Origin of the sequence: Arthrobacter koreensis (assembly GCF_009193255.1) — a bacterium.
GTDB classification, from domain to species: Bacteria; Actinomycetota; Actinomycetes; order Actinomycetales; family Micrococcaceae; genus Arthrobacter_B; species Arthrobacter_B koreensis.
In genome coordinates, this window is record NZ_WACG01000001.1 from 306,225 (window position 1) to 328,727 (window position 22,503).

Below are 22,503 nucleotides of genomic sequence, written 5' to 3' on the forward strand. Positions count from 1 at the left end.
GGTGCCCGCCGCGGCACTACGCAGCACTTGGCAGCTGTCGGCCGGAATTCCCGGACATGTACCGCCGGGATGCGGAACCCCTGGATTATTTGAGCGAAAGAGACAGTACACCCATGAGCGCCGACAAGCAGAGCACGTGGTCCTACACGGAAGCGCTGCCGTTTGAGGACGAAGTGCTGCTCCGCGCACGCGAACGGTCACACGAACTCGGCGTGAGCGCGGTCAGCACCGGGGTTGGGGCTGCGCTCACCGTGCTCGCGGCGTCATCGAAGGCGCAGACCGTAGTAGAGGTAGGGACCGGTGCCGGTGTCTCCGGCGTCTGTCTGCTCCGGGGCCTGGGCACCGGCTCAGTGCTGACCACCATTGATTCGGATGTGGACCATCTCCGCGCCGCACGCCAGGCGTATTCGGAAGCGGGCATTCCCGGCAACCGGACCCGCACCATTTCAGGCCGGGCGGCCCAGGTGCTGCCCCGGCTGACGGACAACGCCTACGACCTCGTCTTCATCGACGCGGATAAGCCGTCCTTCCTCCTGTACACCGAACAGGCAGTCCGGCTCCTCAAGCCCGGGGGCCTGATGATCATCAACGGCGCCCTGGACAACGGAAGAGTTGCGGATCCCGCTGCCCGGGACCAGCTGACGGTGACAATGCGGCAGGTGGGGCGGTTCATCCGGGATAACGATTCCCTGGTTTCCGCGCTCCTGCCCACCGGCGACGGCCTGCAGCTGGCCGTCAAGACGGCCGCTAGGCGGCCTGCGCCCTAAGCCGGGCAGCCCGGGCCCGCAGGAATGCGATCAGCAGCCGGGCCCCGAAGCCCGTGGCTCCCTTCGCGTATTCGTGGGTATCCGCGCCCACTTCCATGGGACCTGCGATGTCCAGGTGGATCCAGGGCGTCCCGTCCACGAACTTCTCCAGGAACAGTGCGCCCAGGATCGCCCCGCCGCCCGCCTTGGCACCCACTGGCGCAACATGCGCCAGGTCCGCGGAGGTCGAATCAAGCAAATAGTCGTATTCGGGTACCAGCGGCAGCTGCCAGAGCGGCTCGCCGCTGCTGCTCGCCGCAGCTTCCATCGCGGTCAGCAGCTGGGGGTCGTTGCCGAAGAGCGCCGCGTGCCGCTTGCCCAGTCCGAGCATCGCCGCACCGGTAAGGGTTGCGACGTCGATCAGCGCCGAGGGGTTGAGCTCCTTCACGGCGTAGGCCAGCGCATCGGCAAGGACCATGCGTCCTTCAGCGTCCGTGTTGCCGATTTCCACCGTGGTGCCGTTGTAAGTGCGCACAATGTCGCCGGGACGGTAGGACGCGGCACCCAGTGCGTTCTCGGCAAGGGCGAGCAGCGCCGTCACTTCGAACGGTACCTGCAGCTCGGCAGCAGCCTGGACGGCCGCCAGGACGACGGCGGAACCCGCCATGTCCATTTTCATCGCCGGCATGGACTCACGGGGCTTCAGCGAGATACCGCCTGAATCGAAGGTGATGCCTTTGCCTACAAGGACAACGCTCTCGCCGGCGGCAGCCGAAGCGGGCCGGTACGTCACCCGCACCAGGCGGGGGCCGTGTGCCGAGCCGGAACCAACGGCAGTGAGCCCCCCGAAGCCTTCGGCCTGCAGCCGCTGCGGATCCCAGACTTCAATGTCCAGGCCGGAGGCGGAAGCCACGGCAGCCGCCTGGGCAGCCATCCACTCTGGTGTGGCGGTGTCCGGCGGGGCGTTGGTCAGGTCCCGGGCGAGCCAGGCGGCGCGGGCCGCGGTCTCTGCGGGTTCCAGGGCCTGGGGCAGCAGTCCGGTGACTTCCATTTCCGCTGCCATCGGTTCTCCGGGCCCCTTCTGCCCGGTCCGGGGTGCCCGGTATCCGCCGAGGAAAAACCCTTCGAGGAACGCCTGCTGCGCCTGGGCAGTCAGTGAATCGATGACGCTCATGCGAATCCGGCGGGCGCCAAACGTTGCCCGCGCCAGGCTCGCGCCGGCCCGCCGCAGGCTTTGGTGGGACTCGTCGCCGACTCCGAGATAGATGAGCTTGGCGGGAAGATCATCCGATCCCCGCGGCGCCTCTACTACCAGGTGCTCACCGGCCTTGCCGGTGATACCTGCCGCTTCGGCGCGGGAAGCCACATCGATTCCGTAGCGCACCGCAGCTTCCACGGCCCCGCGCCGGGGCTCGGGGACCGTGCGGTCACCGGGCGGACCAGGAGCAATGGCTACGGCAAGAACATCCACGCCCTCAGCCGGGAGCGGCTGGAGCCCGCTGCCTTCGGCCGGGGCGCCGGGGCGCTCCGCCAACGGAGCGAGCCCGGTTACCGTTGTCATCCTGCGGGTAGCCTTTGAGGCTCCTGCAGGCCTTGGGTTCTGCCTGTTGGGACGCATGCACCAAGCCTAGCTGGTGACGCCGAGGAGGCATTCCTTGAGCTTGCCTGCTTCTTCTGCGTTGAGTTCAACGACCAGCCGGCCGCCGCCGTCGATGGGCACCCGCAGGATCAGGCTGCGCCCTTCCTTGGTGACCTCCATGGGTCCATCACCCGTACGCGGTTTCATCGCAGCCATATTGAAGTTCCCCTTTCAAAAGTGCACTGCGGGGTTATTCCCCGAGTAGTCACCGTTCCCGCTGCTGCCGGGCCCCCATTGTTGTTAGGGTGCCGAGCCGCAATTGGTGCCATTATTCCGCACAAACCGTAAGCAGGCGAAATTTCGGTGTGTCTGGGGACACATCCACTCTGTGCGCGGAGGTTAGGAAACTGTCCTGAATTCACACCCGGCCAGATGATCGTTCACATATCCGGTTGCCTGCAGCATCGCATAGGCCGTCACCGGCCCAACGAACCGGAACCCGTGCCGCCGCAGCTCCCGGGAGAGGCCGCGGGATTCCGCCGTCTGAGCCGGAACGTCCGCCAGGAACTGCGGTGCGGGCTCCTCCGGAGGCCGGTGCCTCTCCAGGATCAGTGCCAGCGATTCACCCTCCGGCAGGGCCAGCAGTGCGCGCGCATTGCCGATCGTGGCGCGGATTTTCGACTCGTTGCGGACAATGCCCGCGTTACCCATCAGCGAGGCCACGTCCTCCTCACCGAAAGCAGCTACCGTGTGCGGATCGAAGCCCTTGAACGCCTCACGGAAAGCCTCCCTTTTCCGCAGGATGGTGATCCAGCTCAACCCGGACTGGAACCCCTCTAGGCACAGCCGCTCAAACAGGGCGGATTCGCCGTGGACGGGACGGCCCCATTCGGTGTCGTGGTACGCCAGGTAATCCTCACTGGCCACGGACCAGGGGCAGCGAAGTCGGCCGTCAGGCCCGGAGAGTGCGCTCACGGGTCCAGCCGGTCTGAGCGCCGGTTGGGCTCCCCAAGGGCATGCCGGCCCGTTTCGGGCCGGATACCGGCTTCCGGTTCCCGAAGCTGCGCCAGGGCGGCATCCCGTTCCAGCAGCGCCTGGGCCAGCCGGGCCAGGACTTCGTCCACCTCATCCATGCGGTAACCGCGCAGCGCTACTGAGAACCTAAGGTCGGCTATGTCGGCGGCGTCCGGGTGATCCGGCAGGAGCACCGGCGGCAGACGCGGATCGGGTTCCCCGGGGACAGCTGCCAGATCCGGGATGCGCAGGGCTGCAGTGGTTCCTCCCCGGCGCGGGCCGGTCCGGCCGGCAGCGAAAAGTGCTGCGGCACCTACGGCGGCTATTGCCAGGAATGCAAGCAGGATCATCACCGGTCCATCGTCGCAGATCCGCGGCCGTGCAGTCAGAGGGAGCGGTGCCCCGCACTGTCGGCGATGATGAGCTTCACGGCCTCGGCCGGGTCATCCACCAGGTGGACAAGGTCCAGGTCCTTAGCGGAGATCATGCCTTCTTCCAGCAGTGTTCCCCGCACCCAATCAAGCAGCGGCTTCCAGAATTCGGTGCCAATGAGGACTATGGGGAATGAGGTGACTTTCTGCGTCTGGACCAGCGTCATGGCCTCGAAGAGTTCATCCAGCGTGCCAAAGCCGCCCGGAAGCACAATAAATCCCTGTGCGTACTTTACGAACATTGTCTTGCGGACAAAGAAATAGCGGAAGTTGATGCCCAGGTCCACCCAGTCATTGAGGCCCGTTTCGAAGGGCAGTTCAATTCCCAGGCCAACGGACACTCCCCCGGCTTCAACAGCGCCCTTGTTTGCTGCCTCCATTGAACCGGGGCCGCCTCCCGTGATGACCGCCAGGCCTGCTTCCGAAAGAAGCCTGCCTACGGCCTCACCCGTCTGGTACCAGCGGGACCCCGGCAGGCTGCGCGCGGAGCCGAACACGCTGACTGCGGGCCCCAGTTCCGAAAGGGTCCCGAATCCCTCTACGAACTCGCTCTGGATGCGCAGCACGCGCCACGGGTCAGTGTGGGTGAAACTCGTTCCGTCCGCGGTGTCCAGGAGGAACCGGTCCGACTGCGGCACCCGGGCCTGCCCGCGGCGCAGTTCCACCGGACCGCGCCGCTTGGCGGATGCCGGACTGTTGAAGCGTTCTTCGTCGCTGATAGCCATCTACCAAGGCTAGCGTCACCGACGTGACGCACACCCCACCGCCGCGTCCCCGGCCCGGGGTGATTTGGTTTCTCTTGAGTCACGATTTGTCCACGTCAGAGTGATCGGGAACACCGGGGGTTGATTTGTTCGCTATCTTCTACCTATGACCAGTGACACAACATCAGGGCAGCCGGTGCCTGAGCAAGCAGCACCCCTCGTCTCGCTGAAGAACGTAAACAAGCACTTCGGGGACCTCCACGTGCTGCGGGACATCAACCTTGATGTGGCGCGCGGCGAAGTGGTGGTGGTGATCGGCCCCTCCGGGTCCGGCAAGTCAACACTGTGCCGCGCCATCAACCGCCTGGAAACGATCGACGACGGTGAAATCACCATCGACGGCAAGGCCCTGCCCGCGGAGGGCAAGGCACTGGCCAAGCTGCGTGCCGACGTCGGAATGGTCTTCCAGTCCTTCAACCTGTTCGCGCACAAGTCCATCCTGGACAACGTGGCCCTGGGCCCCATCAAGGTTAAGCGGACCAAGACCGCCGAAGCCAAGGAAAAGGCCATGGCGCTGCTGAAGCGGGTTGGCGTGGACAACCAGGCCAACAAGCTCCCGGCCCAGCTCTCCGGCGGCCAGCAGCAGCGCGTCGCCATTGCGCGGGCGCTCGCCATGAAGCCCAAGGTCATGCTCTTCGACGAGCCCACCTCTGCCCTGGACCCGGAAATGATCAACGAGGTCCTGGACACCATGGTGGAACTCGCCCAGGAGGGCATGACCATGATCGTGGTGACCCACGAAATGGGCTTCGCCCGCAAGGCGGCAGACCGCGTGATCTTCATGGCGGACGGTCAGATCGTTGAGCAGGCCGCACCGGAAGAATTCTTCACCAATCCGAAGAGCGACCGGGCCAAGGACTTCCTCGGCAAGATCCTCGCCCACTAGCGCGCCACTCAAGCAGCACCAGCTTTTCATCCACCCTTTGAGGCAAGGCTTCGGTCCCCACGGACCCAGGCCGCAATGCAAGGAGAAAAAATGCGCAAGACCCGTTACGCAGCCGCCGCCATGGCCGCAGCTGCCGCACTGACCCTGTCCGCCTGCGGCGGCGACTCCGGCTCCGACTCGGCAGCGTCCGGCGATGGAGAGAACATCCGCATCGGCATCAAGTTTGACCAGCCGGGCCTGGGCTTCGCGGAATCAGGCGATTACTCCGGCTTCGACGTGGATGTGGCCAAGTACGTAGCCAACGAACTGGGCTACAGCGAAGACCAGATCGAGTTCATCGAGACCCCGTCCGCCCAGCGCGAGAACATGCTCGAGAACGACCAGGTCGACATGATCTTCGCGACCTACTCCATCACGGATACACGCAAGGAAAAGGTCTCCTTCGCCGGACCGTACTTCGTGGCCGGCCAGGACCTGCTGGTCCGCTCCGACTCCGACATCACCGGTCCCGAAGACCTGAACGGCAAGACCCTGTGCTCGGTCACCGGCTCCACGTCCGCCCAGAAGGTCAAGGACGGCATCGCCAATGACGTGAACCTGGTTGAGCAGCCCAGCTACGCCGAGTGCGTCACCGCCATGCAGGGCGGCTCGATTGACGCCGTCACCACTGATGACATCATCCTGGCCGGCCTGGCCTCGACGGATGCCAACAAGGGCCAGTTCAAGGTTGTTGGCAACACCTTCTCCGAAGAGAAGTACGGCGTCGGCATCCAGAAGGGCAGCGACAAGTGTGAAGACATCAACGCTGCCATCGAAAAGATGATCGAAGACGGCGCGTGGGAAGAAGCCATCAAGAAGAACACCGAAGGCGCTGACTACACGTTCAACGCCGAGCTGAACCCGCCGACCATGGACGCCTGCGCCTAAGCGGCCCGCTTCCGCCTCGATTTCGGCGGCAACGTTCGGGGCAGGGCCTAGGCCCTGCCCCGAACTCCGCTCCACATATTTTTTTACGGAAGAGGTGACATATGGAAGGTTTCCTCGAACTCTTCGGCGAATACGACGTCGTCGGGGCCTTCTGGGTCAACATCCAACTCACGTTCTGGGCCGGTCTCTGGTCCCTGGTGCTCGGCACCATCCTGGCCGTGATGCGTATTTCGCCGATCGCCAGCCTTCGCTGGTTCGGTACTGCGTACGTGAACATCTTCAGGAACACCCCGCTGACCATCATCATGGTTTTCGGCACTCTGGCCTTGTGGTCCCAGCTGCAGGTAAACCTCTCCTCAGACTTCCAGCTCAACTTCTTCCGGCTCGCTGTTCTGTCCCTGTCGGTCTACCACGCGGCATTCGTTTGCGAGGCGATTCGAAGCGGCGTGAACACCGTCCCGCTGGGACAGGCTGAAGCCGCCCGCTCCATCGGGCTGTCCTTCCTGCCCGCGGCCTGGCTGATCATTCTGCCGCAGGCATTCCGCGGGGCCGTGGCGCCGCTGGGCAACGTGCTGATCGCGCTGGCGAAGAACACCACCGTCGCTGCGGTGGCCAGTGTTGCCGAAGCATCCGGGCTGATGAAGACGATGATTGAGTTCCGGCCGGATCTGATGACGCAGATCTTCCTCACCTTCGCGATGGGCTTCGTGCTTATTGTGATTCCCATTGGCCTGCTCACTACCTGGGCCTCGAAGAAGCTGGCGGTGGCACGATGAGCCAAAGTGTCCTGTTTGATGCCCCCGGGCCGCGCGCACGGCGGCGCATCCTTATTGCCAACATCCTCGGGGTGCTCTTCATCCTGGGCCTGCTCGCCATCGTCGTGAACGGACTGGCGGAAAAGGGCCAGTTCGAAGCGGCCAAGTGGACGCCGTTCCTTGAGGCTGACACCTGGCAGTACAACATGCTCCCGGGCCTGATGGCCACGCTCCGCGCAGCCGCCGTCGCCATCGTGACGTCCATCGTCTTTGGCCTGATTTTCGGTCTGGGACGCCTGTCCTCGATCAAGGCCATCAGCTGGGTTGCCGGCATCATCGTGGAGTTCTTCCGCGCAGTACCCGTGCTGCTGATGATGATCTTCTTCTACCAGTTCCTCTCGAAGGCCACTCCGGTTCCGCCGGCGGATGTTCCGTTCGTAGCCGTGGTGCTGGCGCTGACCCTGTACAACGGCGCAGTCATCGCCGAGCTGGTGCGCTCCGGCGTCTTCGGGCTGCCCAAGGGACAGCGCGAAGCCGGGCTCGCCATCGGCCTGACCCGCAGCCAGTCACTGCGGGTGATCGAGGTTCCGCAGGCACTGGTTGCCATGCTGCCGGCCCTGCTGAGCCAGTTCGTGGTGATCCTGAAGGACTCCGCCCTGGGTGCCTTCATCGGCTACAGCGAACTGCTCGTCTTCGCCCGCAGGCTTGCCGCAGGCGAAGGCAACATCCTGCCGGCCCTGCTGGTCACGGCAGCGATCTTCATTGTCCTGAACATGCTCCTGACGTTCGCCGCGCAGCGCCTCTCGCGCAGGCTCGGCGCCCGGGCAGGAAACCTGCTCAAGGCCGAAGACGCCGTCGAACCTGAAGGCGTGCCTGCACCGACCAAGTAGTCCGCACATCCAGATGACAGAAAGTGCCCTTTAGAAGCTTCTAAAGGGCACTTTCTGTCATGTGGATGCGGTGCTAGTTCGCGAGCCAGGCCTGAAGCGCCGCGAGGCAACGGCGGATCGCCTCCGCGCTCACATGCTCGTTGTCCGAATGTGCCAGCAGCGCATCCCCCGGCCCAAAGTTGACGGCAGGAATTCCCAGGGCACTGAAACGGGCGACGTCGGTCCAGCCATACTTGGGCTTCGGCTCGGCTCCCACGGCTGCCACGAAACTGGCTGCTGCCGGACGGTCCAAGCCGGGACGGGCACCGGCGGAGGAGTCGGTGAGCACCAGGTCGAAGCCGTCCAGCAGCTCCCGTACATAGGCCTCCGCCTGTGCAGGACTCTTGTCCGGCGCGAACCGGTAATTGATCTCCACAACGGCGGAATCGGGAATGACGTTGCCTGCCGTGCCGCCGTGGATCTTCACCGCATTGAGGGACTCCCGGTAGTCCAGGCCTTCAACCCGGACCGTCGCCGGCTCGTGGTCGCGCAGCCGCACCAGGATCTCGGCGGCTGCGTGAATGGCGTTCTCACCCATCCAGGCACGGGCCGAGTGCGCCGCTTTGCCGGTTGTTCGGGCCTGGAAGCGCATGGTCCCGTTGCATCCGCCCTCCACCGTGCCGTCCGTGGGTTCCAGCAGGATCGCGAAGTCAGCCTTCATCCATTCGGGAAAGGACTTTTCCAGCCTGCCCAGGCCGCTGAGGGAGGCGTCGACTTCCTCGTGGTCGTAGAAGACGAAGGTGATGTCCCGGTTCGGATTGGTGAGTTTCGCAGCCAGCGCCAGCTGCACGGCCACGCCGCCCTTCATGTCGGTGGCACCCCGGCCGTAAATGACGTCCCCGTTACGGGTCGACGGCACGGTTCCCCGCGAGCCGGGAACCGAGGGCAGCGGCACGGTGTCCAGGTGTCCCGCGAGGATGACGCGTTCGCTGCGTCCAAGCCTCGTGCGGGCCATGATCGAATCGCCGTCGCGCACCACTTCCAGGTGATCGAGGCCCTTCAGGGCAGCCTCCACTGCATCGGCAATGGCCGCTTCGTTTCCGGACACACTCTCGATGTCCATCAGTGCCGCCGTAAGGTCAGCGACGTCGTCGAGCAGGTTCAGGGGTTTGGCAGGTAATACGGTCACCGGTCCACAGTACCGCTCGGTAGAGTAGAAGCCATGACTTCAAGCTCTTCCTCAGCCCCCACCCCACGCACCGCGTCCGGTCTTGGACTGGCCACCGTAGCCGCAGACGGCACGGTACTGGACGTCTGGTATCCCCGCCCGGCCCTTGCTCCCCTGGAGAACGACGCAGCGCTGGCAGCAGAGCTCGCGAAGGCAGCGGACGCCATGGCTGACGAAGTCCGCGGAACCCGCGGAGAGATCCTGGAAACGCAGATCGACCTCGATGCTGCCCCTGCCGGCACCGCTGACGCCTACCTCCGCCTGCACGTTCTCTCCGCCCGCCTCGCAGCTCCCAACACCATCAACCTGGACGGCATCTTCGGTGTCCTTCCCAACGTTGTCTGGACCAACTTCGGTCCGTGCCAGGTGGCCGGCTTCGACGAAGTCCGGATTGGCCTGCGTGCCCGCGGCGCAGTGACTGTCTACGGCGTGGACAAGTTCCCGCGCATGGTGGATTACGTGCTGCCCTCCGGCGTGCGCATCGCGGATGCGGACCGCGTGCGTCTCGGCGCGCACCTGGCCGAAGGCACCACTGTCATGCACGAAGGATTCGTCAACTTCAACGCCGGCACCCTCGGCACCTCCATGGTGGAGGGCCGCATCTCGGCAGGCGTCGTCGTGGGCAACGGTTCCGACGTCGGAGGCGGCGCGTCCATCATGGGCACACTCTCCGGCGGCGGCAAGGAACGCATCACCGTGGGCGAGCGGGTGCTGCTGGGCGCCAACTCCGGCGTGGGCATCAGCATCGGCGATGACAGCGTCGTCGAGGCCGGCCTGTATGTCACTGCGGGTACCCGCGTGAATGTCACCGACCCCGAAACGAACGACGTCCGCACGGTCAAGGCCGCGGATCTCTCCGGCGTTCCCGGCCTGCTGTTCCGCCGCAATTCAACCACCGGCGCTGTGGAAGCCCTGCCCCGGCTGGCCCGCACCGTCGAACTGAACGAAGCGCTGCACGCCAACTAGGGTCCGGTCCGGGAGAGAAGGGCAGTGGCCCGCAGCATTCCGCCGGTACGGCGCAGACGCAGCAGCAGCAGCGTGCTGCTTCTTGGTGCCGCGGCAGCAGCCGCGCTGCTGCTTTACCTCCTGGTCATGGCATCCGGACGTGACGAGGTGCGTCCGGTGCGCGAACGCTGTACCGCAACGGTCAGCGGAGCTTCCTGGTCCCTGAACCCGGACCAGGCGGTCAACGCCTCCACCATTACGGCAGTCGCCGTCGCCCGTGGCCTTCCGCCGCGGGCGGCGTCGATCGCGCTGGCCACGGCCGTCCAGGAGTCCGGTCTCCGGAACCTGAATTACGGAGACGACGCCGGGCCGGATTCACGCGGACTGTTCCAGCAGCGTCCGTCCCAGGGCTGGGGCGCGCAGGAGCAGGTCATGGATCCGGTTTATGCGGCCAACGCTTTTTATGACGCCCTCGTCGAGGTCCCCGGGTACCAGGACCTTCCCCTCACCGTTGCCGCCCAGACCGTCCAGCGCAGCGCGTTCCCCGATGCCTACGCGGACCACGAATCCGAAGGCAGGGCCTTCGCCTCCGCCCTGACCGGCCAGACGCCTGCGGCACTGGGCTGCACGCTGGGTCCCGCAGAGGCCGCCGGCGATCCGGACACGGTCCTGGCCGCGATGTCCGCGCTCTATGGGGAACAGCAGGCAATGATCCTCGGAGAGGTGCTGGTGGTGGGCGCCTCCGGCGAATACGGCTGGTCCCTGGCGCAGTGGGCAGTAGCCAACGCCAAGGCACTGAACATCAACGACGTTTCCTATGACTCCAGGACCTGGACCCGCGGCAGCGGTGCCTGGAGCGAATCGGATGCTCCGGCGGCCCAGGTGGCCATCAAGACTGCACCGGCACCGGCCGGTTCGGGATAGCGCTGGGCCGGGCCGGATGGCGAATCCGTTAGGCTGGAAACCATGCGAATACTAGTCACCGGAGGAACCGGCTACATCGGGTCCCACACCACGCTCGAGCTGCTGCAGGCCGGCCACGACGTCGTTGTCATGGACAACCTGGCAAACTCCAGCACTGCATCCCTGGCCCGGGTCCAGGAACTCACCGGACGCACCGCCGCTTTTGTACAGGCTGATCTCCTTGACCCAGCTGCCCTGGAGCAGATCTTCACCGAGCACTCCCCCGAGGCCGTCATCCACTTCGCCGGGCTCAAGGCGGTCGGTGAATCGGTGGCAAAGCCGCTGCACTACTACCGGAACAATGTTGCCGGCACCCTGAACCTGCTTGATGCCATGGACCGCCATGACGTCCGGACCATCGTCTTCAGTTCCTCGGCCACCGTGTACGGGGCATCGGAAGAGGTGCCGCTGGCAGAGCACATGCCCATGGACGCCGTGAACCCCTACGGCCGCACCAAGGAGCAGATCGAGGACATCCTTGCGGACCTCGGTGCTTCTGACGAGCGCTGGAGCATTGCGCTGCTGCGCTACTTCAATCCGGTTGGCGCGCACGAATCCGGACGCATCGGCGAAGATCCCACCGGCGTGCCCAACAACCTGCTGCCGTTCGTGGCCCAGGTCGCCGTCGGGCGCCGGGAAAAGGTCATGGTCTTCGGCGGCGATTACCCCACTCCCGACGGCACGGGCGTGCGCGATTACATCCACGTCATGGACCTGGCTGCCGGTCACCTCGCTGCCCTTGACTACATTGCCGCCCGCAAGGGGGTCAAGCGCTGGAACCTTGGCACCGGCAACGGTTCCTCGGTGCTGGAGGTCCTGGCAGCCTTCTCCAAGGCAGCAGGCAAGGACGTTCCCTACGAACTGGCGCCGAGGCGTCCCGGAGACGCTGCCGTAAGCTACGCCGACCCCGCTGCTGCCAAGGCCGACCTGGGCTGGACCGCCATCCGTTCCCTCGAAGACATGTGCCGGGACCACTGGAACTGGCAGAAGCAGAACCCGCAGGGCTACGCCTCCCAGGCCTAGCCCTCCCCCGTCTCCCCGCCCCGAGCCTCCGAGCCCGCGTGAGCCCGAGGCCGCCGAGAGGCCAGTTACGGCCCGTTTGACGCGTCAAAACAGCCGTATCTGGCCTCTCGGGGGTGGGGAGGTACATATCCGGGTGGGCAACATCAAGGAAGGGCCCGCATCCTGAGGATGCGGGCCCTTCCTTGATGTTCTAGCGCTCCGGGAAGCTGCGCTCCGGAAGACCCGTGTACAGCTGGCGCGGGCGGCCAATCTTGGTCTGCGGATCCTGCATCATTTCGCGCCACTGGGCAATCCAGCCCGGGAGGCGGCCGATGGCGAAGAGGACGGTGAACATCTTCTCCGGGAAGCCCATGGCCTTGTAGATCAGGCCGGTGTAGAAGTCTACGTTCGGGTAGAGCTTGCGCTCAATGAAGTAGTCGTCCGCCAGGGCCTTTTCTTCCAGGCGCATGGCAATGTCCAGCAGCTCGTCGTTGCCGCCCAGGTCCGCGAGGATCTCGTGTGCGGTGGCCTTGACGATCTTGGCGCGCGGATCGTAGTTCTTGTAGACGCGGTGCCCGAAGCCCATGAGCTTCACGCCGTCTTCCTTGTTCTTGACCTTCTCCATGAAGGCTTCAGGCTGCATGCCCGTGGACTGGATGTCCCGCAGCATGTTCAGCACGGCCTCGTTGGCGCCGCCGTGCAGCGGACCGAAGAGGGCGCTGATGCCGGCGGAGATGGAAGCGAACATGTTGGCATTGGAGCTGCCGACCAGTCGGACAGTGGAGGTGGAGCAGTTCTGCTCGTGGTCCGCGTGCAGGATCAGCAGCAGGTCCAAAGCCTTGACCAGCTTCGGGTTCAGCTCGTACGGCTCGGCCGGCAGGCCGAAGGAAAGCCGCATGAAGTTCTCCACCAGGTTCATGGAGTTGTCCGGGTAGAGCATGGGCTGGCCAATGCTCTTCTTGTGCGCGTAGGCCGCGATCACCGGGAGCTTCGCCATGAGGCGGACGGTGGAGAGCTCCACCTGCTCCTCGTCAAAGGGATCCAGGGAGTCCTGGTAGAAGGTGGAGAGGGCGCTGACGGCTGAGGAAAGCACCGGCATCGGGTGCGCATCGCGCGGGAAGCCGCCGAAGAAGCCCTTGAGGTCCTCATGGAGCAGCGTGTGCCGGCGGATGCGGTGGTCAAAGGCCTCGAGCTCTGCCGGCGTGGGCAGGTTGCCGTAGATCAGCAGGTAGGAGGTTTCGAGGAAGCTCGAGTGCTTGGCCAGCTGCTCGATCGGGTATCCGCGGTAGCGCAGGATTCCGGCGTCGCCGTCGATGTAGGTGATCGCCGATGTGGTGGCCGCGGTGTTCATGAAACCGGGGTCGAAAGTAACGGTGCCGGTCTGCTTCAGCAGCTTCGATACGTCGAAGCCGTCGTTGCCTTCATTGGCAGCGATGCGGGGCAGCTCAAGCTTGTCCGCAGGGTCGGTCCCATAGTGCAGTTCGGCACTTGGTCGCTCAGTCATTTTTCTCCTTCAGGAGTTTGAAGAACCCACTGCTACGGGCCCGCGTCCTCGTGAGAAGAGCGCCCATAGTACACATTCGTGCTTTTATCTATTTCGCTAAAACGCTACCGGGTTACGGGGCGATACAACTAATCGGCAGCCATGTTGTTGTGCAAGCGCAACATGACTACATGACACCACCGCCGATTCAGCCCGCCGCCGCTTCCAGCCGCCGGGCCGCCGCTGCGACGCGCTCGTCGCTTCCGGTCAGCGCAACCCGGACATAACCGGCACCCGCATCCCCGTAGATAACACCGGGACCCACAACAATGCCCAGGGCAGCGAACCGCTGCACCGTGGTCCAGGTGTCCTCGCCGGCCGTCGCCCAGAGGTACAGGCCAGCTTCGGAGCTCGAAATCTTCAGCCCAAAGGCTTCCAGTGCCGGAACAAGTAGTTCGCGCCGCGCCCGGTACCGGTCCTTCTGCTCGGCTACGTGCGCGTCATCGGACAGGGCTGCCAGCATGGCGGCCTGAACCGGCGCCGGAACTATCATCCCGGCATGTTTGCGGCTGTTGACCAGGTTCGCGATGATGGCCCCATCCCCCGCCACAAAGGCCGCGCGGTACCCGGCGAGGTTGGATTGCTTGCTCATCGAGTAGACCGCGAGCAGGGAGTCATTGCTGCCGCCGCTAACCCGCGGGTCGAGGACGGACGGAACCGGGGCTCCGCCGCGTGCCGTGTCCCATTCGCCCCAGCCGAGTTCGGCATAGCATTCGTCCGATGCCACGACGGCGCCCAGGGAACGTGCCTGCTCCACCAGTGCGGCCATGGACTCGGCGTCCCGGACGCTTCCGGTCGGGTTGCCCGGGGAGTTAATCCAGACCAGCCGGACCCGGGAGCGGGTCTGCTCATCGAGTTCGTCCAGGCTGTCCGCGGCGACGGGGGTTGCCCCGGCGAGCACGGCACCCATGTCATACGTTGGGTACGCGACCGTAGGGCGCACGACGACGTCGCCGGCACCCAGGCCCAGCAGCAGCGGCAGCCAGGCCACCAGTTCCTTGGAGCCCACCGTCGGCATAATGTCCTGCGGGTCCAGGCCCGGAACCGACCGGCGGCGGGAGAACCAATCCGCGATTCCCTGCCGCAGCGCGGCAGTTCCGTGCGTGGTGGGGTATCCCGGCGCATCCGCTGCCGCTGCCAGCGCGGCCTGGATGAAGTCAGGCGTGGGATCAACCGGGGTTCCGATTGAAAGGTTCACGGCGCCGTCGGCATGCCGGGAGGCCTGCTCCACGTACGGTGCCATGGCCTCCCACGGGTACTCCGGCAGGTTCAGGCCAAAGCCGCCGGAGGCTTTGGCGCTCATCCCTGGTTCTGCGGCGGAAGTGCGGCGATCAGCGGGTGATCCTTGTGCGTGTTGCCGAGCTTGGCGGCTCCGCCGGGGGATCCCAGGTCATCAAAGAACTCGACGTTTGCCTTGTAGTAGTCGGCCCATTCCTCGGGAGTGTCATCCTCGTAGTAGATGGCCTCAACCGGGCAAACCGGTTCACAGGCGCCGCAGTCCACGCACTCGTCCGGGTGGATGTAGAGGGAGCGTTCACCTTCGTAGATGCAGTCCACGGGGCATTCTTCGATGCATGCCTTGTCTTTAACATCCACGCATGGCTGCGCAATTACGTACGTCACGTCCCTTTGCCTTCCTTGGTGTGCGGATTTCCGCGTCGCGGCAGATCTCCACGCGGTAATGCTTCCACGTTAGTAGTCCGTTCCATTATCTCCCAGCCGGGAGGGTGCCGCGTACTATGTAACGGTGACAACCCCATCCCCCGAGGAACGCCTCCGTGCCGCGGGCACAGGCCAGCGCGCCGTGGTGCGTTACCGCATTGACGGCGGCCTCACGGACGCGCTGGGAACCATCACGGCGCTCGACGACGCCGGGTGCACCCTCGCTACCCGCACTGGTGAGGTACGTATTCCCTGGGACCTCGTGACCGCGGGCAAACCGGTTCCTCCTGCCCCGGAGCGGCGCGGCAGCTCCAGGCCCAGGCCCTCGGGATAAGGCCACCGCCGGGCCCGGCGTATGCTGGTTTGATGCCAAACGATGAAATGATCCAAGCCCGTGGACGAGCGCTGAGCTCTCCCGTGCGGCTGCGGATCCTGCGTTTGTGCCTGCATGCCGAGCGGACCAACAAAGAGATTGCCGAGGCGCTGGACCTGAATCCGGCCACGGCCCTGCACCACGTGCGGACATTGCTGGCCACGGGTTTCCTTGCTGCCGGCACGCCCCGCACCGGTAACCGCGGCGCCAAGGAAATTCCCTACCGCGCCACCGGTCTGAGCTGGAAGACCTCACTGCCGGAGAGCGCCAACATGGTCTTCATTGAGACGTTCCTGCAGGAAATCGAGGGCCTTCCCCCGTCCGACATCGAGGTGGTGCGGATGGGGCTGAACCTTAACGAAGAAAACCGCCGCATCCTGATGGACAAGCTGCGGGCGGTTTTCGACGACTATGCACTGCGCGGACCGGATCCGGACGGCACGCCTACGTCCCTGATGCTCGCCCATCACCTGGACCGCACCAGCGAACGGCTGGACTAGCTGCGGGTTTCGGGGCCCTGCCGGTAGCCGGGGTCGGTCCCGTAGGGCAGGACCGGCGCCTGCAGGGTTTCCCGCTCGTAGCGCGCTTCGCGCCGAAGCGCGACGGCGGTAACCATCACGGCCGCTACCGTGGCCAGCGACTGCCCGAACAGCCACATAAGCCCGGCAGTAATGACCGGCAGGTCCAGCCCGGAATCGGTTCCGGTGACGATCAGCGGACCGCTGAAGATATCAAGGGAGAAGGCACCGAGCAGGACGTAAGTCAGGATGCCGGTGGCCGCACTGACAGCCACGGAGCGTGCCCACAGCCCGGCAAAGACGGCGACGGCGGCGCTGAGGACCAGCGCTCCGAGCGCACCAAGGGGCAGCGGGGTCTCCCCCGCGTAGAGCACCTGGGCATGCAGTGACGTTCCCAGGATGCCCGCAGCCAGGGCACCAAGCACCACGGCCACAGGGCCCCGCCAGCGCGGGACCCTGTGACCTGGTGCCTGGAACGCAGCGATTGGACTAGGCCTTCGCGCGGGCGCGGTTGGCCTTGGCACGCTCGTTGGCGTCCAGGATGAGCTTGCGGATACGGATTGCCTCCGGGGTGACCTCCACGCACTCGTCCTCGCGGGCGAACTCGAGGGATTCCTCCAGCGTCAGCTTGCGCGGCGGGGTCAGGTTCTCGAAGGTGTCCGAGGAAGCTGCACGCATGTTGGTGAGCTTCTTTTCCTTGGTGATGTTCACGTCCATGTCATCGGCGCGGGAGTTCTCGCCGACGATCATGCCTTCGTAAACCTCGGAGGTGGGCTCCACGAAGAAGGAGCCGCGTTCCTGCAGGTTGATCATGGCGAACGGGGTAACGACGCCGGCGCGGTCAGCGATCATCGAACCGTTGGTACGGTATTCGATCGGACCGGCCCACGGCTCGTAGCCCTCGGAGATGGAAGCGGAGATGCCTGCGCCGCGGGTTTCCGTCAGGAAGCGGGTGCGGAAGCCGATCAGGCCGCGGGCGGGGACGATGAATTCCATGCGGACCCAGCCGGTGCCGTGGTTGGCCATGTTGACCATGCGGCCCTTGCGGGCTGCCAGCAGCTGGGTCACGGCGCCAAGGTATTCCTCGGGCACGTCGATGGTCATGTGCTCCATCGGCTCGTGGACCTTGCCGTCAACGACCTTCGTGACAACCTGCGGCTTGCCGACGGTCAGCTCGAAGCCTTCGCGGCGCATCTGCTCCACGAGGATGGCCAGGGCGAGCTCACCGCGGCCCTGGACTTCCCAGGCATCCGGACGCTCGGTGGGCAGGACCCGCAGGGAAACGTTACCGATCAGTTCCTTGTCGAGGCGGTCCTTCACCTGGCGGGCGGTGACCTTCGCACCCTTGACCTTGCCGGCCAGCGGGGAGGTGTTGATACCGATGGTCATGGAGATCGCGGGATCGTCCACGGTGATCAGCGGCAGCGGCTTCGGGTTCTCGACGTCCGTGAGGGTTTCGCCGATGGTGATGTCCTCGATGCCGGCGACGGCGACAATTTCGCCGGGCCCGGCGGACTCGGCCGGAACACGCTCAAGGGCCTTGGTGGCCAGCAGTTCGGTGATCTTCACGGTCTTCAGGCTGCCGTCGTGGCGGGCCCAGGCAACCTGCTGGCCCTTGCGGAGGGTGCCGTTGAAGATGCGCAGCAGCGCGAGGCGGCCCAGGAAGGGGGAAGCATCCAGGTTGGTGACGTGCGCCTGGAGGACGCCTTCGGGATCGTACGTCGGAGCCGGGATGTGGTCGATGATCGTCTTGAACAGCGGCTCAAGGTTGTCATTGTCCGGTGCCTGGCCGTCGGCGGGCTGCTCCAGGGAAGCAGCACCCACGCGGGCAGCGGCGTAAACCACGGGGACGTTTAGGACCAGGTCGAGGTCAAGATCCGGAACTTCGTCCGCAAGGTCGGAGGCCAGGCCAAGGAGCAGGTCCATGGATTCGCTGACAACCTCGTCGATGCGGGCGTCGGGGCGGTCGGTCTTGTTGACAAGCAGGACGACGGGGAGCTTGGCTGCCAGGGCCTTGCGCAGCACGAAGCGGGTCTGCGGCAGCGGGCCTTCGGAGGCGTCCACGAGCAGCACGACGCCGTCGACCATGGACAGGCCGCGCTCGACCTCACCGCCGAAGTCGGCGTGGCCGGGAGTGTCGATCACGTTGATGGTGATGGTTTCGCCGTTCGCAGCCGGACCGTTGTAGAACACGGTGGTGTTCTTGGCCAGGATGGTGATGCCCTTTTCACGTTCCAGGTCACCTGAGTCCATCACGCGTTCTTCGACATCTCCGTGCGAAGCAAAGGAGTTCGTCTGCTTGAGCATGGCGTCGACGAGGGTCGTTTTGCCGTGGTCAACGTGGGCCACAATAGCGACGTTGCGGAGATCGCTACGCACTGCGCTGTTCACAGCCGTGTTGGTTTCTGACATGCGTGAAGACTCAATTCATTGGTAACAGTTCGGGGATAATTCACAGTGGTCCGGAATCGATCCGGAGAATCCGGCAGTTCTGTACAAATGCTGCGTTGGAACACACGTGTAAGAAGTCACCGAGAGGCCGCCGTCAGCGGGCACCGTACTATTCTAGTCGTTTTGCCAAAGGTTCCCTAATGCGCTCCTGGAACGGTCCCGCTCCCCCGCCGCTCAGGCAGCTTCCGGGGGCAGTTCAAGTCCTGCTCCGGGGATGGCTGCGAGCAGCGCCCTGGTGTAGTCCTGCTGCGGCTTGGAGAAGACTTCGTCCGTGGTTCCGGTTTCCACCACCTTTCCCATCTGCATCACGCAGACATCGTCCGCGATCTGCCGGACCACCGCGAGGTCATGCGTAATGAAGAGGTAGCTCAGCCCGAGGTCTGCCTGCAGTTCGGCCAGCAGGTTCAGGATCTGCGCCTGCACCAGGACGTCCAGTGCGGACACAGCCTCATCACAGATCACCACCTCCGGATCAAGGGCCAGGGCCCGGGCCACTGCCACGCGCTGGCGCTGTCCCCCGGAGAGCTCGTTGGGGAAGCGCCGCATCACGGACTGCGGCAGCGCCACCTGGTCCAGCAGTCTTCGGACCTTCGCGGCCCGGCCTGCCGCGTCCCCAATGCCGTGGACCCGCAGCGGCTCTTCAATCGTGTGGAAGATGTTGTACATCGGGTCAAGCGACCCATAGGGGTCCTGGAAGATCGGCTGCACCCGGCGCCGGAAGGCAAACAGGTCCTTCCTGCCAAGGGTTGTCACATCCGTTCCGTCAAAGAGGATGCTGCCGCTGGTCGGTTTCTCCAGGTTCAGCACCATCCGGGCAACGGTGGACTTGCCGGAACCTGATTCACCGACGACGGCGGTGGTGGTGCCGCGCGGCACGGAAAAGGACATGTTGTCCACGGCCGTGAAATCGGTGTGCCGGCCCAGCCCGCTGCGCAGCTTGAAGACCTTGGTGAGGTTGCGGACTTCAATAACGTCCGGCGCGCCGGATCCCTGCCCGGAGTGGGTTCCGGATCCTTCCGGCAGCTCCAGCCCCCTGTCACGGACCGAGTCGATCCGCTTGGATGCGAGCGACGGCGCGGATTTCACCAGCCGCTGTGTGTAGGGATGGCGCGGATTACGGAGGATCTCCAGGGCTGGACCGGACTCCACTACCCGGCCTTTGTACATCACTACTACGCGCTGGGCCCGTTCGGCCGCCAGGCCGAGGTCATGCGTGATCAGCAGGACCGCCGTACCCATTTCCCGGGTCAGGGTTCCAAGGTGGTCCAGGATCTGGCGCTGCACGGTGACGTCCAGGGCCGAGGTCGGCTCGTCGGCGATGAGCAGCCGCGGAGAACAGGAGAGGCCGATGGCGATCAGGGCGCGCTGGCGCATCCCGCCGGAAAACTCGTGCGGATACTGCCCGGCCCGGGAGGCGGCGTCGGGCAGGCCTGCCTGGCCCAGCACCCGGGCCACATCCGCATCAGTGGCGGGCTGACCGTTGGCCTTCAGCGTTTCCCGCACCTGGAAACCGATCTTCCACACCGGGTTGAGGTTGGACATCGGGTCCTGCGGCACCATGCCGATGGAGTTGCCGCGCAGTTCGACAATCCGCTTGGCACTGGCACGGGTGATGTCTTCGCCGTCGAAAAGAATCTGGCCGGCGCTGACCTGCCCGTTGCCTGGCAGGAGACCGATGGCTGCGAGCGCCGTCGTCGACTTTCCCGAACCTGACTCCCCCACAATGGCAACGGTTTCTCCGGGAAGGACAGTCAGGTTGGCGTCCTGCACGGCGTTGACGATGCCGTTGGACGTGGTGAAGGAAATCGCGAGCGAGCGGATGTCCAGCAGCGGCGCCGGCTCGGTGGCCGGGCTCTGTGCAGTGGATGTCATAGCTTGCGGGCTTTCGGGTCGAGGGCATCACGCACGGCGTCGCCGAGCATGATGAAACTGAGGACGGTGACGGACAACGCTCCGGCCGGCCACAGCAGTGCCGCGGGATTGGCGCGCAGCGAGGTCTGGGCTGCGGAGATGTCATTGCCCCAGGACATGATGTCCGGCGGCAGCCCGATCCCCAGGAAGGACAGCGTGGCTTCGGCCACGATGAAGGTGCCCAGGGAGATGGTGGCCGTGACTATCACCGGTGCCAGGGCGTTGGGCAGGACGTGCTTAACCAGGGCCTGGAACCGGGAGACACCCAGCGCACGGGAGGCGACGACGAAGTCGGCGTTGCGCACGGATATCACCGCGCCGCGGGTGATGCGCGCTATCTGGGGCCAGCCGAAGACCACAAGTGTCAGCACCACGGTCCAGATGTTGCGGTTCTCGCGGAACATCGGCAGCTGCATGACGATGATGGCGCCCAGGATCAGCGGCAGGGCGAAGAAGATGTCGCCAAGCCGGGCAATGACGGCGTCCAGCCATCCTCCGTAGTATCCGGCGAGCGCCCCAAGCGTTCCGCCCAGCAGCACGACGCAGGCGGTGGTAATGATGCCCACCAGCACGGAGGCCCGTGTTCCGTAGATCAGCCGGGCATAGACGTCGCAGCCCTGCAGCGTAAAACCGAGCGGATGGCCCGGACGGGGTCCGGCATTCGAGTCCGCCAGGTAGCAGGCGCCGTCGGGAGGGGTCTGGGTGAAGAGCTGCGGGAACGCCGCCACGGCAATGATGAGCAGGATTAGCAGGGCGGAGATGATGAACAGCGGCCTGCGCCGCAGGTTCCGCCAGGCCTCCCCCCACATGCTGAGCGGGGCCTGGCCGTCCTGGACGGCGTCGGTTTCCGGCAGGACGTCCGAATCCACCGGTGCCACAAAGTGCTCCTGGGTCCGGGAACTCTTACTCATATCTGATCCTTGGGTCCAGCCAGGCGTACAGGAGGTCAACCAGCAGGTTCGCCACCACGTAGACGAGGACGAGCACGCTCACGATCGACACGATGGTGGGCCCTTCGCCGCGGATAACGGCTTGGTAGAGCTTCTGCCCGACGCCGGGCACGTTGAAGATGCCTTCCGTGACAATTGCGCCGCCCATCAGGGCACCCAAATCCGCTCCCAGGAACGTAACCACCGGGATCAGCGAGTTGCGCAGGATGTGCACGGTGACCACCCGCGGGCGGGAAAGCCCCTTCGCCGTAGCGGTGCGGACGTAGTCGGCATTCATGTTTTCGATAACTGAAGTCCGCGTCAGCCGCAGCACGTAGGCGAAGGAGGCCAGGCCCAGCACGACGGCGGGAAGTATCAGGTCGGTCCAGCCGGCACTGGCTCCCACCGTGGGAGCGGTCCAGCCGAGCTTGACGCCAATGATGAACTGCAGCAGGAAACCCAGCACGAAGACGGGGATGGCAATGACCACGAGGGAAACGAAGAGCACCGTGGCGTCGAAGATGCGGCCTTTCTTCAGGCCCGCGATCAGCCCGAAGACAATGCCGAAGACTGCTTCAAAGAGCAGTGCCAGCACCGCCAGGCGCATGGTGACGGGGAAGATCTGTGCCAGCACTTCTGCCACGGGACGGCCGGAGAAGTCGTTGCCGAGGTTAAAGGTCAGCAGGTTCTTCAGGTACTCGAGGTACTGCACCAGGAAGGGCTGGTCCAGGTTGTACTGTTCCCGCAGCTGCGCGGCGACAACTTCGTTGACCGGCCGGTCCCCGAACAGCGCGGCGATCGGGTCTCCGGGAAGGGAAAAAACCAGGAAATAGACCAGCAGGGTTGCCCCGAAGAACACCGGGATCATCTGCAGGACCCGGCGGGCGATATATCTGGTCATGAGCGGAACCTGCCCTGGTCAGTTCGGAGGACTGGTTTGGACATGGGAAACCATCCTGTTCTGACGGCGGGCGGCCGGAGCCGTTTCCCGTTCCTGCGGTGTGCGC

General features: G+C 64.9%; 24 protein-coding genes. 10 read left to right on the forward strand and 14 right to left on the reverse strand.

Annotated features, from left to right (window positions below):
* Nucleotides 1-113: 113 nt before the first annotated feature.
* Nucleotides 114-767 (forward strand): O-methyltransferase, encoded by a 654-nt coding sequence (locus GD628_RS01350; protein ID WP_091602998.1) that lies wholly within the window; start codon nt 114-116, stop codon nt 765-767.
* Here the strand turns inward: GD628_RS01350 and GD628_RS01355 are convergent.
* The 5 genes from GD628_RS01355 to GD628_RS01375 all read right to left on the reverse strand — a co-directional run bounded on the left by GD628_RS01355 (nt 748) and on the right by GD628_RS01375 (nt 4,495).
* Nucleotides 748-2,307, reverse strand: a complete 1,560-nt coding sequence (locus tag GD628_RS01355) for a leucyl aminopeptidase family protein (protein ID WP_176697544.1) — start codon at nt 2,305-2,307, stop codon at nt 748-750. The genes GD628_RS01350 and GD628_RS01355 overlap by 20 nt on opposite strands.
* 66 nt (nt 2,308-2,373) lie before the next feature.
* Nucleotides 2,374-2,541 (reverse strand): DUF3117 domain-containing protein, encoded by a 168-nt coding sequence (locus tag GD628_RS01360; RefSeq protein ID WP_082413265.1) that lies wholly within the window; start codon nt 2,539-2,541, stop codon nt 2,374-2,376.
* Between the two features lie 183 nt (nt 2,542-2,724).
* Entirely contained in the window at nt 2,725-3,300 is a 576-nt protein-coding gene (locus GD628_RS01365) for a DNA-3-methyladenine glycosylase I (RefSeq protein ID WP_152273613.1), read from the reverse strand.
* Nucleotides 3,297-3,689 (reverse strand): DivIVA domain-containing protein, encoded by a 393-nt coding sequence (locus tag GD628_RS01370; RefSeq protein WP_091602989.1) that lies wholly within the window; start codon nt 3,687-3,689, stop codon nt 3,297-3,299. Before GD628_RS01370 ends, GD628_RS01365 begins: the two co-directional genes overlap by 4 nt.
* A gap of 35 nt (nt 3,690-3,724) precedes the next feature.
* Nucleotides 3,725-4,495: an LOG family protein gene (locus GD628_RS01375; RefSeq protein ID WP_091602986.1), complete on the reverse strand. Its 771-nt coding sequence runs from the start codon at nt 4,493-4,495 to the stop codon at nt 3,725-3,727.
* Between the two features lie 175 nt (nt 4,496-4,670).
* Between GD628_RS01375 and GD628_RS01380 the strand changes: the two genes are divergently transcribed.
* The 4 genes from GD628_RS01380 to GD628_RS01395 all read left to right on the forward strand — a co-directional run bounded on the left by GD628_RS01380 (nt 4,671) and on the right by GD628_RS01395 (nt 7,992).
* The gene (locus GD628_RS01380; protein ID WP_377955638.1) at nt 4,671-5,420 is read left to right on the forward strand and encodes an amino acid ABC transporter ATP-binding protein; all 750 of its coding nucleotides are present in this window, start codon (nt 4,671-4,673) and stop codon (nt 5,418-5,420) included.
* 90 nt (nt 5,421-5,510) lie between these two features.
* Nucleotides 5,511-6,347, forward strand: coding sequence for a glutamate ABC transporter substrate-binding protein (locus tag GD628_RS01385; RefSeq protein WP_091602981.1), 837 nt, complete (start codon nt 5,511-5,513; stop codon nt 6,345-6,347).
* Nucleotides 6,348-6,448: 101 nt separating this feature from the next.
* Complete coding sequence (locus tag GD628_RS01390) at nt 6,449-7,123, forward strand: amino acid ABC transporter permease (protein WP_091602978.1); 675 nt, start codon at nt 6,449-6,451, stop codon at nt 7,121-7,123.
* A complete protein-coding gene (locus tag GD628_RS01395; protein WP_152273614.1) occupies nt 7,120-7,992 on the forward strand; it encodes an amino acid ABC transporter permease in 873 nt (290 codons plus the stop codon). The genes GD628_RS01390 and GD628_RS01395 overlap by 4 nt, the downstream gene beginning before the upstream one ends.
* 73 nt (nt 7,993-8,065) lie before the next feature.
* Here GD628_RS01395 and dapE read toward each other — a convergent pair whose 3' ends face one another.
* Entirely contained in the window at nt 8,066-9,160 is a 1,095-nt protein-coding gene (gene dapE / locus GD628_RS01400; RefSeq protein ID WP_152273615.1) for a succinyl-diaminopimelate desuccinylase, read from the reverse strand.
* A gap of 33 nt (nt 9,161-9,193) precedes the next feature.
* On the opposite strand from dapE, the gene dapD reads away from it, so the two are divergent.
* The 3 genes from dapD to galE all read left to right on the forward strand — a co-directional run bounded on the left by dapD (nt 9,194) and on the right by galE (nt 12,130).
* The gene (gene dapD, locus GD628_RS01405) at nt 9,194-10,165 is read left to right on the forward strand and encodes a 2,3,4,5-tetrahydropyridine-2,6-dicarboxylate N-succinyltransferase (protein ID WP_152273616.1); all 972 of its coding nucleotides are present in this window, start codon (nt 9,194-9,196) and stop codon (nt 10,163-10,165) included.
* Nucleotides 10,166-10,291: 126 nt separating this feature from the next.
* Complete coding sequence (locus GD628_RS01410; RefSeq protein WP_420837567.1) at nt 10,292-11,068, forward strand: hypothetical protein; 777 nt, start codon at nt 10,292-10,294, stop codon at nt 11,066-11,068.
* A gap of 42 nt (nt 11,069-11,110) precedes the next feature.
* Nucleotides 11,111-12,130 (forward strand): UDP-glucose 4-epimerase GalE, encoded by a 1,020-nt coding sequence (gene galE / locus GD628_RS01415; protein WP_152273618.1) that lies wholly within the window; start codon nt 11,111-11,113, stop codon nt 12,128-12,130.
* Between the two features lie 190 nt (nt 12,131-12,320).
* Here the strand turns inward: galE and GD628_RS01420 are convergent, their stop codons facing one another.
* The 3 genes from GD628_RS01420 to fdxA form a co-directional block, all read right to left on the reverse strand.
* Nucleotides 12,321-13,613 (reverse strand): citrate synthase, encoded by a 1,293-nt coding sequence (locus GD628_RS01420; RefSeq protein WP_091602960.1) that lies wholly within the window; start codon nt 13,611-13,613, stop codon nt 12,321-12,323.
* A gap of 187 nt (nt 13,614-13,800) precedes the next feature.
* The gene (dapC, locus tag GD628_RS01425) at nt 13,801-14,955 is read right to left on the reverse strand and encodes a succinyldiaminopimelate transaminase (protein WP_152273619.1); all 1,155 of its coding nucleotides are present in this window, start codon (nt 14,953-14,955) and stop codon (nt 13,801-13,803) included.
* Nucleotides 14,952-15,275, reverse strand: a complete 324-nt coding sequence (fdxA, locus tag GD628_RS01430; protein WP_091602954.1) for a ferredoxin — start codon at nt 15,273-15,275, stop codon at nt 14,952-14,954. Before fdxA ends, dapC begins: the two co-directional genes overlap by 4 nt.
* A gap of 124 nt (nt 15,276-15,399) precedes the next feature.
* Here fdxA and GD628_RS01435 point away from each other — a divergent pair, with 124 nt between their 5' ends.
* Nucleotides 15,400-15,648 carry a hypothetical protein gene (locus GD628_RS01435; protein ID WP_152273620.1) on the forward strand — a complete coding sequence of 83 codons (249 nt, stop codon included), beginning with the start codon at nt 15,400-15,402 and terminating at the stop codon, nt 15,646-15,648.
* Between the two features lie 32 nt (nt 15,649-15,680).
* Nucleotides 15,681-16,187 carry an ArsR/SmtB family transcription factor gene (locus GD628_RS01440; RefSeq protein WP_091602948.1) on the forward strand — a complete coding sequence of 169 codons (507 nt, stop codon included), beginning with the start codon at nt 15,681-15,683 and terminating at the stop codon, nt 16,185-16,187.
* Here GD628_RS01440 and GD628_RS01445 read toward each other — a convergent pair.
* The 5 genes from GD628_RS01445 to GD628_RS01465 form a co-directional block, all read right to left on the reverse strand.
* The gene (locus tag GD628_RS01445; protein WP_152273621.1) at nt 16,184-16,639 is read right to left on the reverse strand and encodes a hypothetical protein; all 456 of its coding nucleotides are present in this window, start codon (nt 16,637-16,639) and stop codon (nt 16,184-16,186) included. The two genes, GD628_RS01440 and GD628_RS01445, sit on opposite strands and share 4 nt — an antisense overlap.
* A gap of 55 nt (nt 16,640-16,694) precedes the next feature.
* The gene (typA, locus tag GD628_RS01450; RefSeq protein ID WP_091602942.1) at nt 16,695-18,617 is read right to left on the reverse strand and encodes a translational GTPase TypA; all 1,923 of its coding nucleotides are present in this window, start codon (nt 18,615-18,617) and stop codon (nt 16,695-16,697) included.
* A gap of 213 nt (nt 18,618-18,830) precedes the next feature.
* Complete coding sequence (locus tag GD628_RS01455; RefSeq protein ID WP_152273622.1) at nt 18,831-20,528, reverse strand: dipeptide ABC transporter ATP-binding protein; 1,698 nt, start codon at nt 20,526-20,528, stop codon at nt 18,831-18,833.
* Nucleotides 20,525-21,478, reverse strand: coding sequence for an ABC transporter permease (locus tag GD628_RS01460; protein WP_152273623.1), 954 nt, complete (start codon nt 21,476-21,478; stop codon nt 20,525-20,527). The genes GD628_RS01455 and GD628_RS01460 overlap by 4 nt, the downstream gene beginning before the upstream one ends.
* On the reverse strand, nt 21,471-22,397 hold the full coding sequence (locus GD628_RS01465; protein WP_152273624.1) for an ABC transporter permease: 927 nt from the start codon (nt 22,395-22,397) through the stop codon (nt 21,471-21,473). The genes GD628_RS01460 and GD628_RS01465 overlap by 8 nt, the downstream gene beginning before the upstream one ends.
* Between the last annotated feature and the right edge of the window lie 106 nt (nt 22,398-22,503).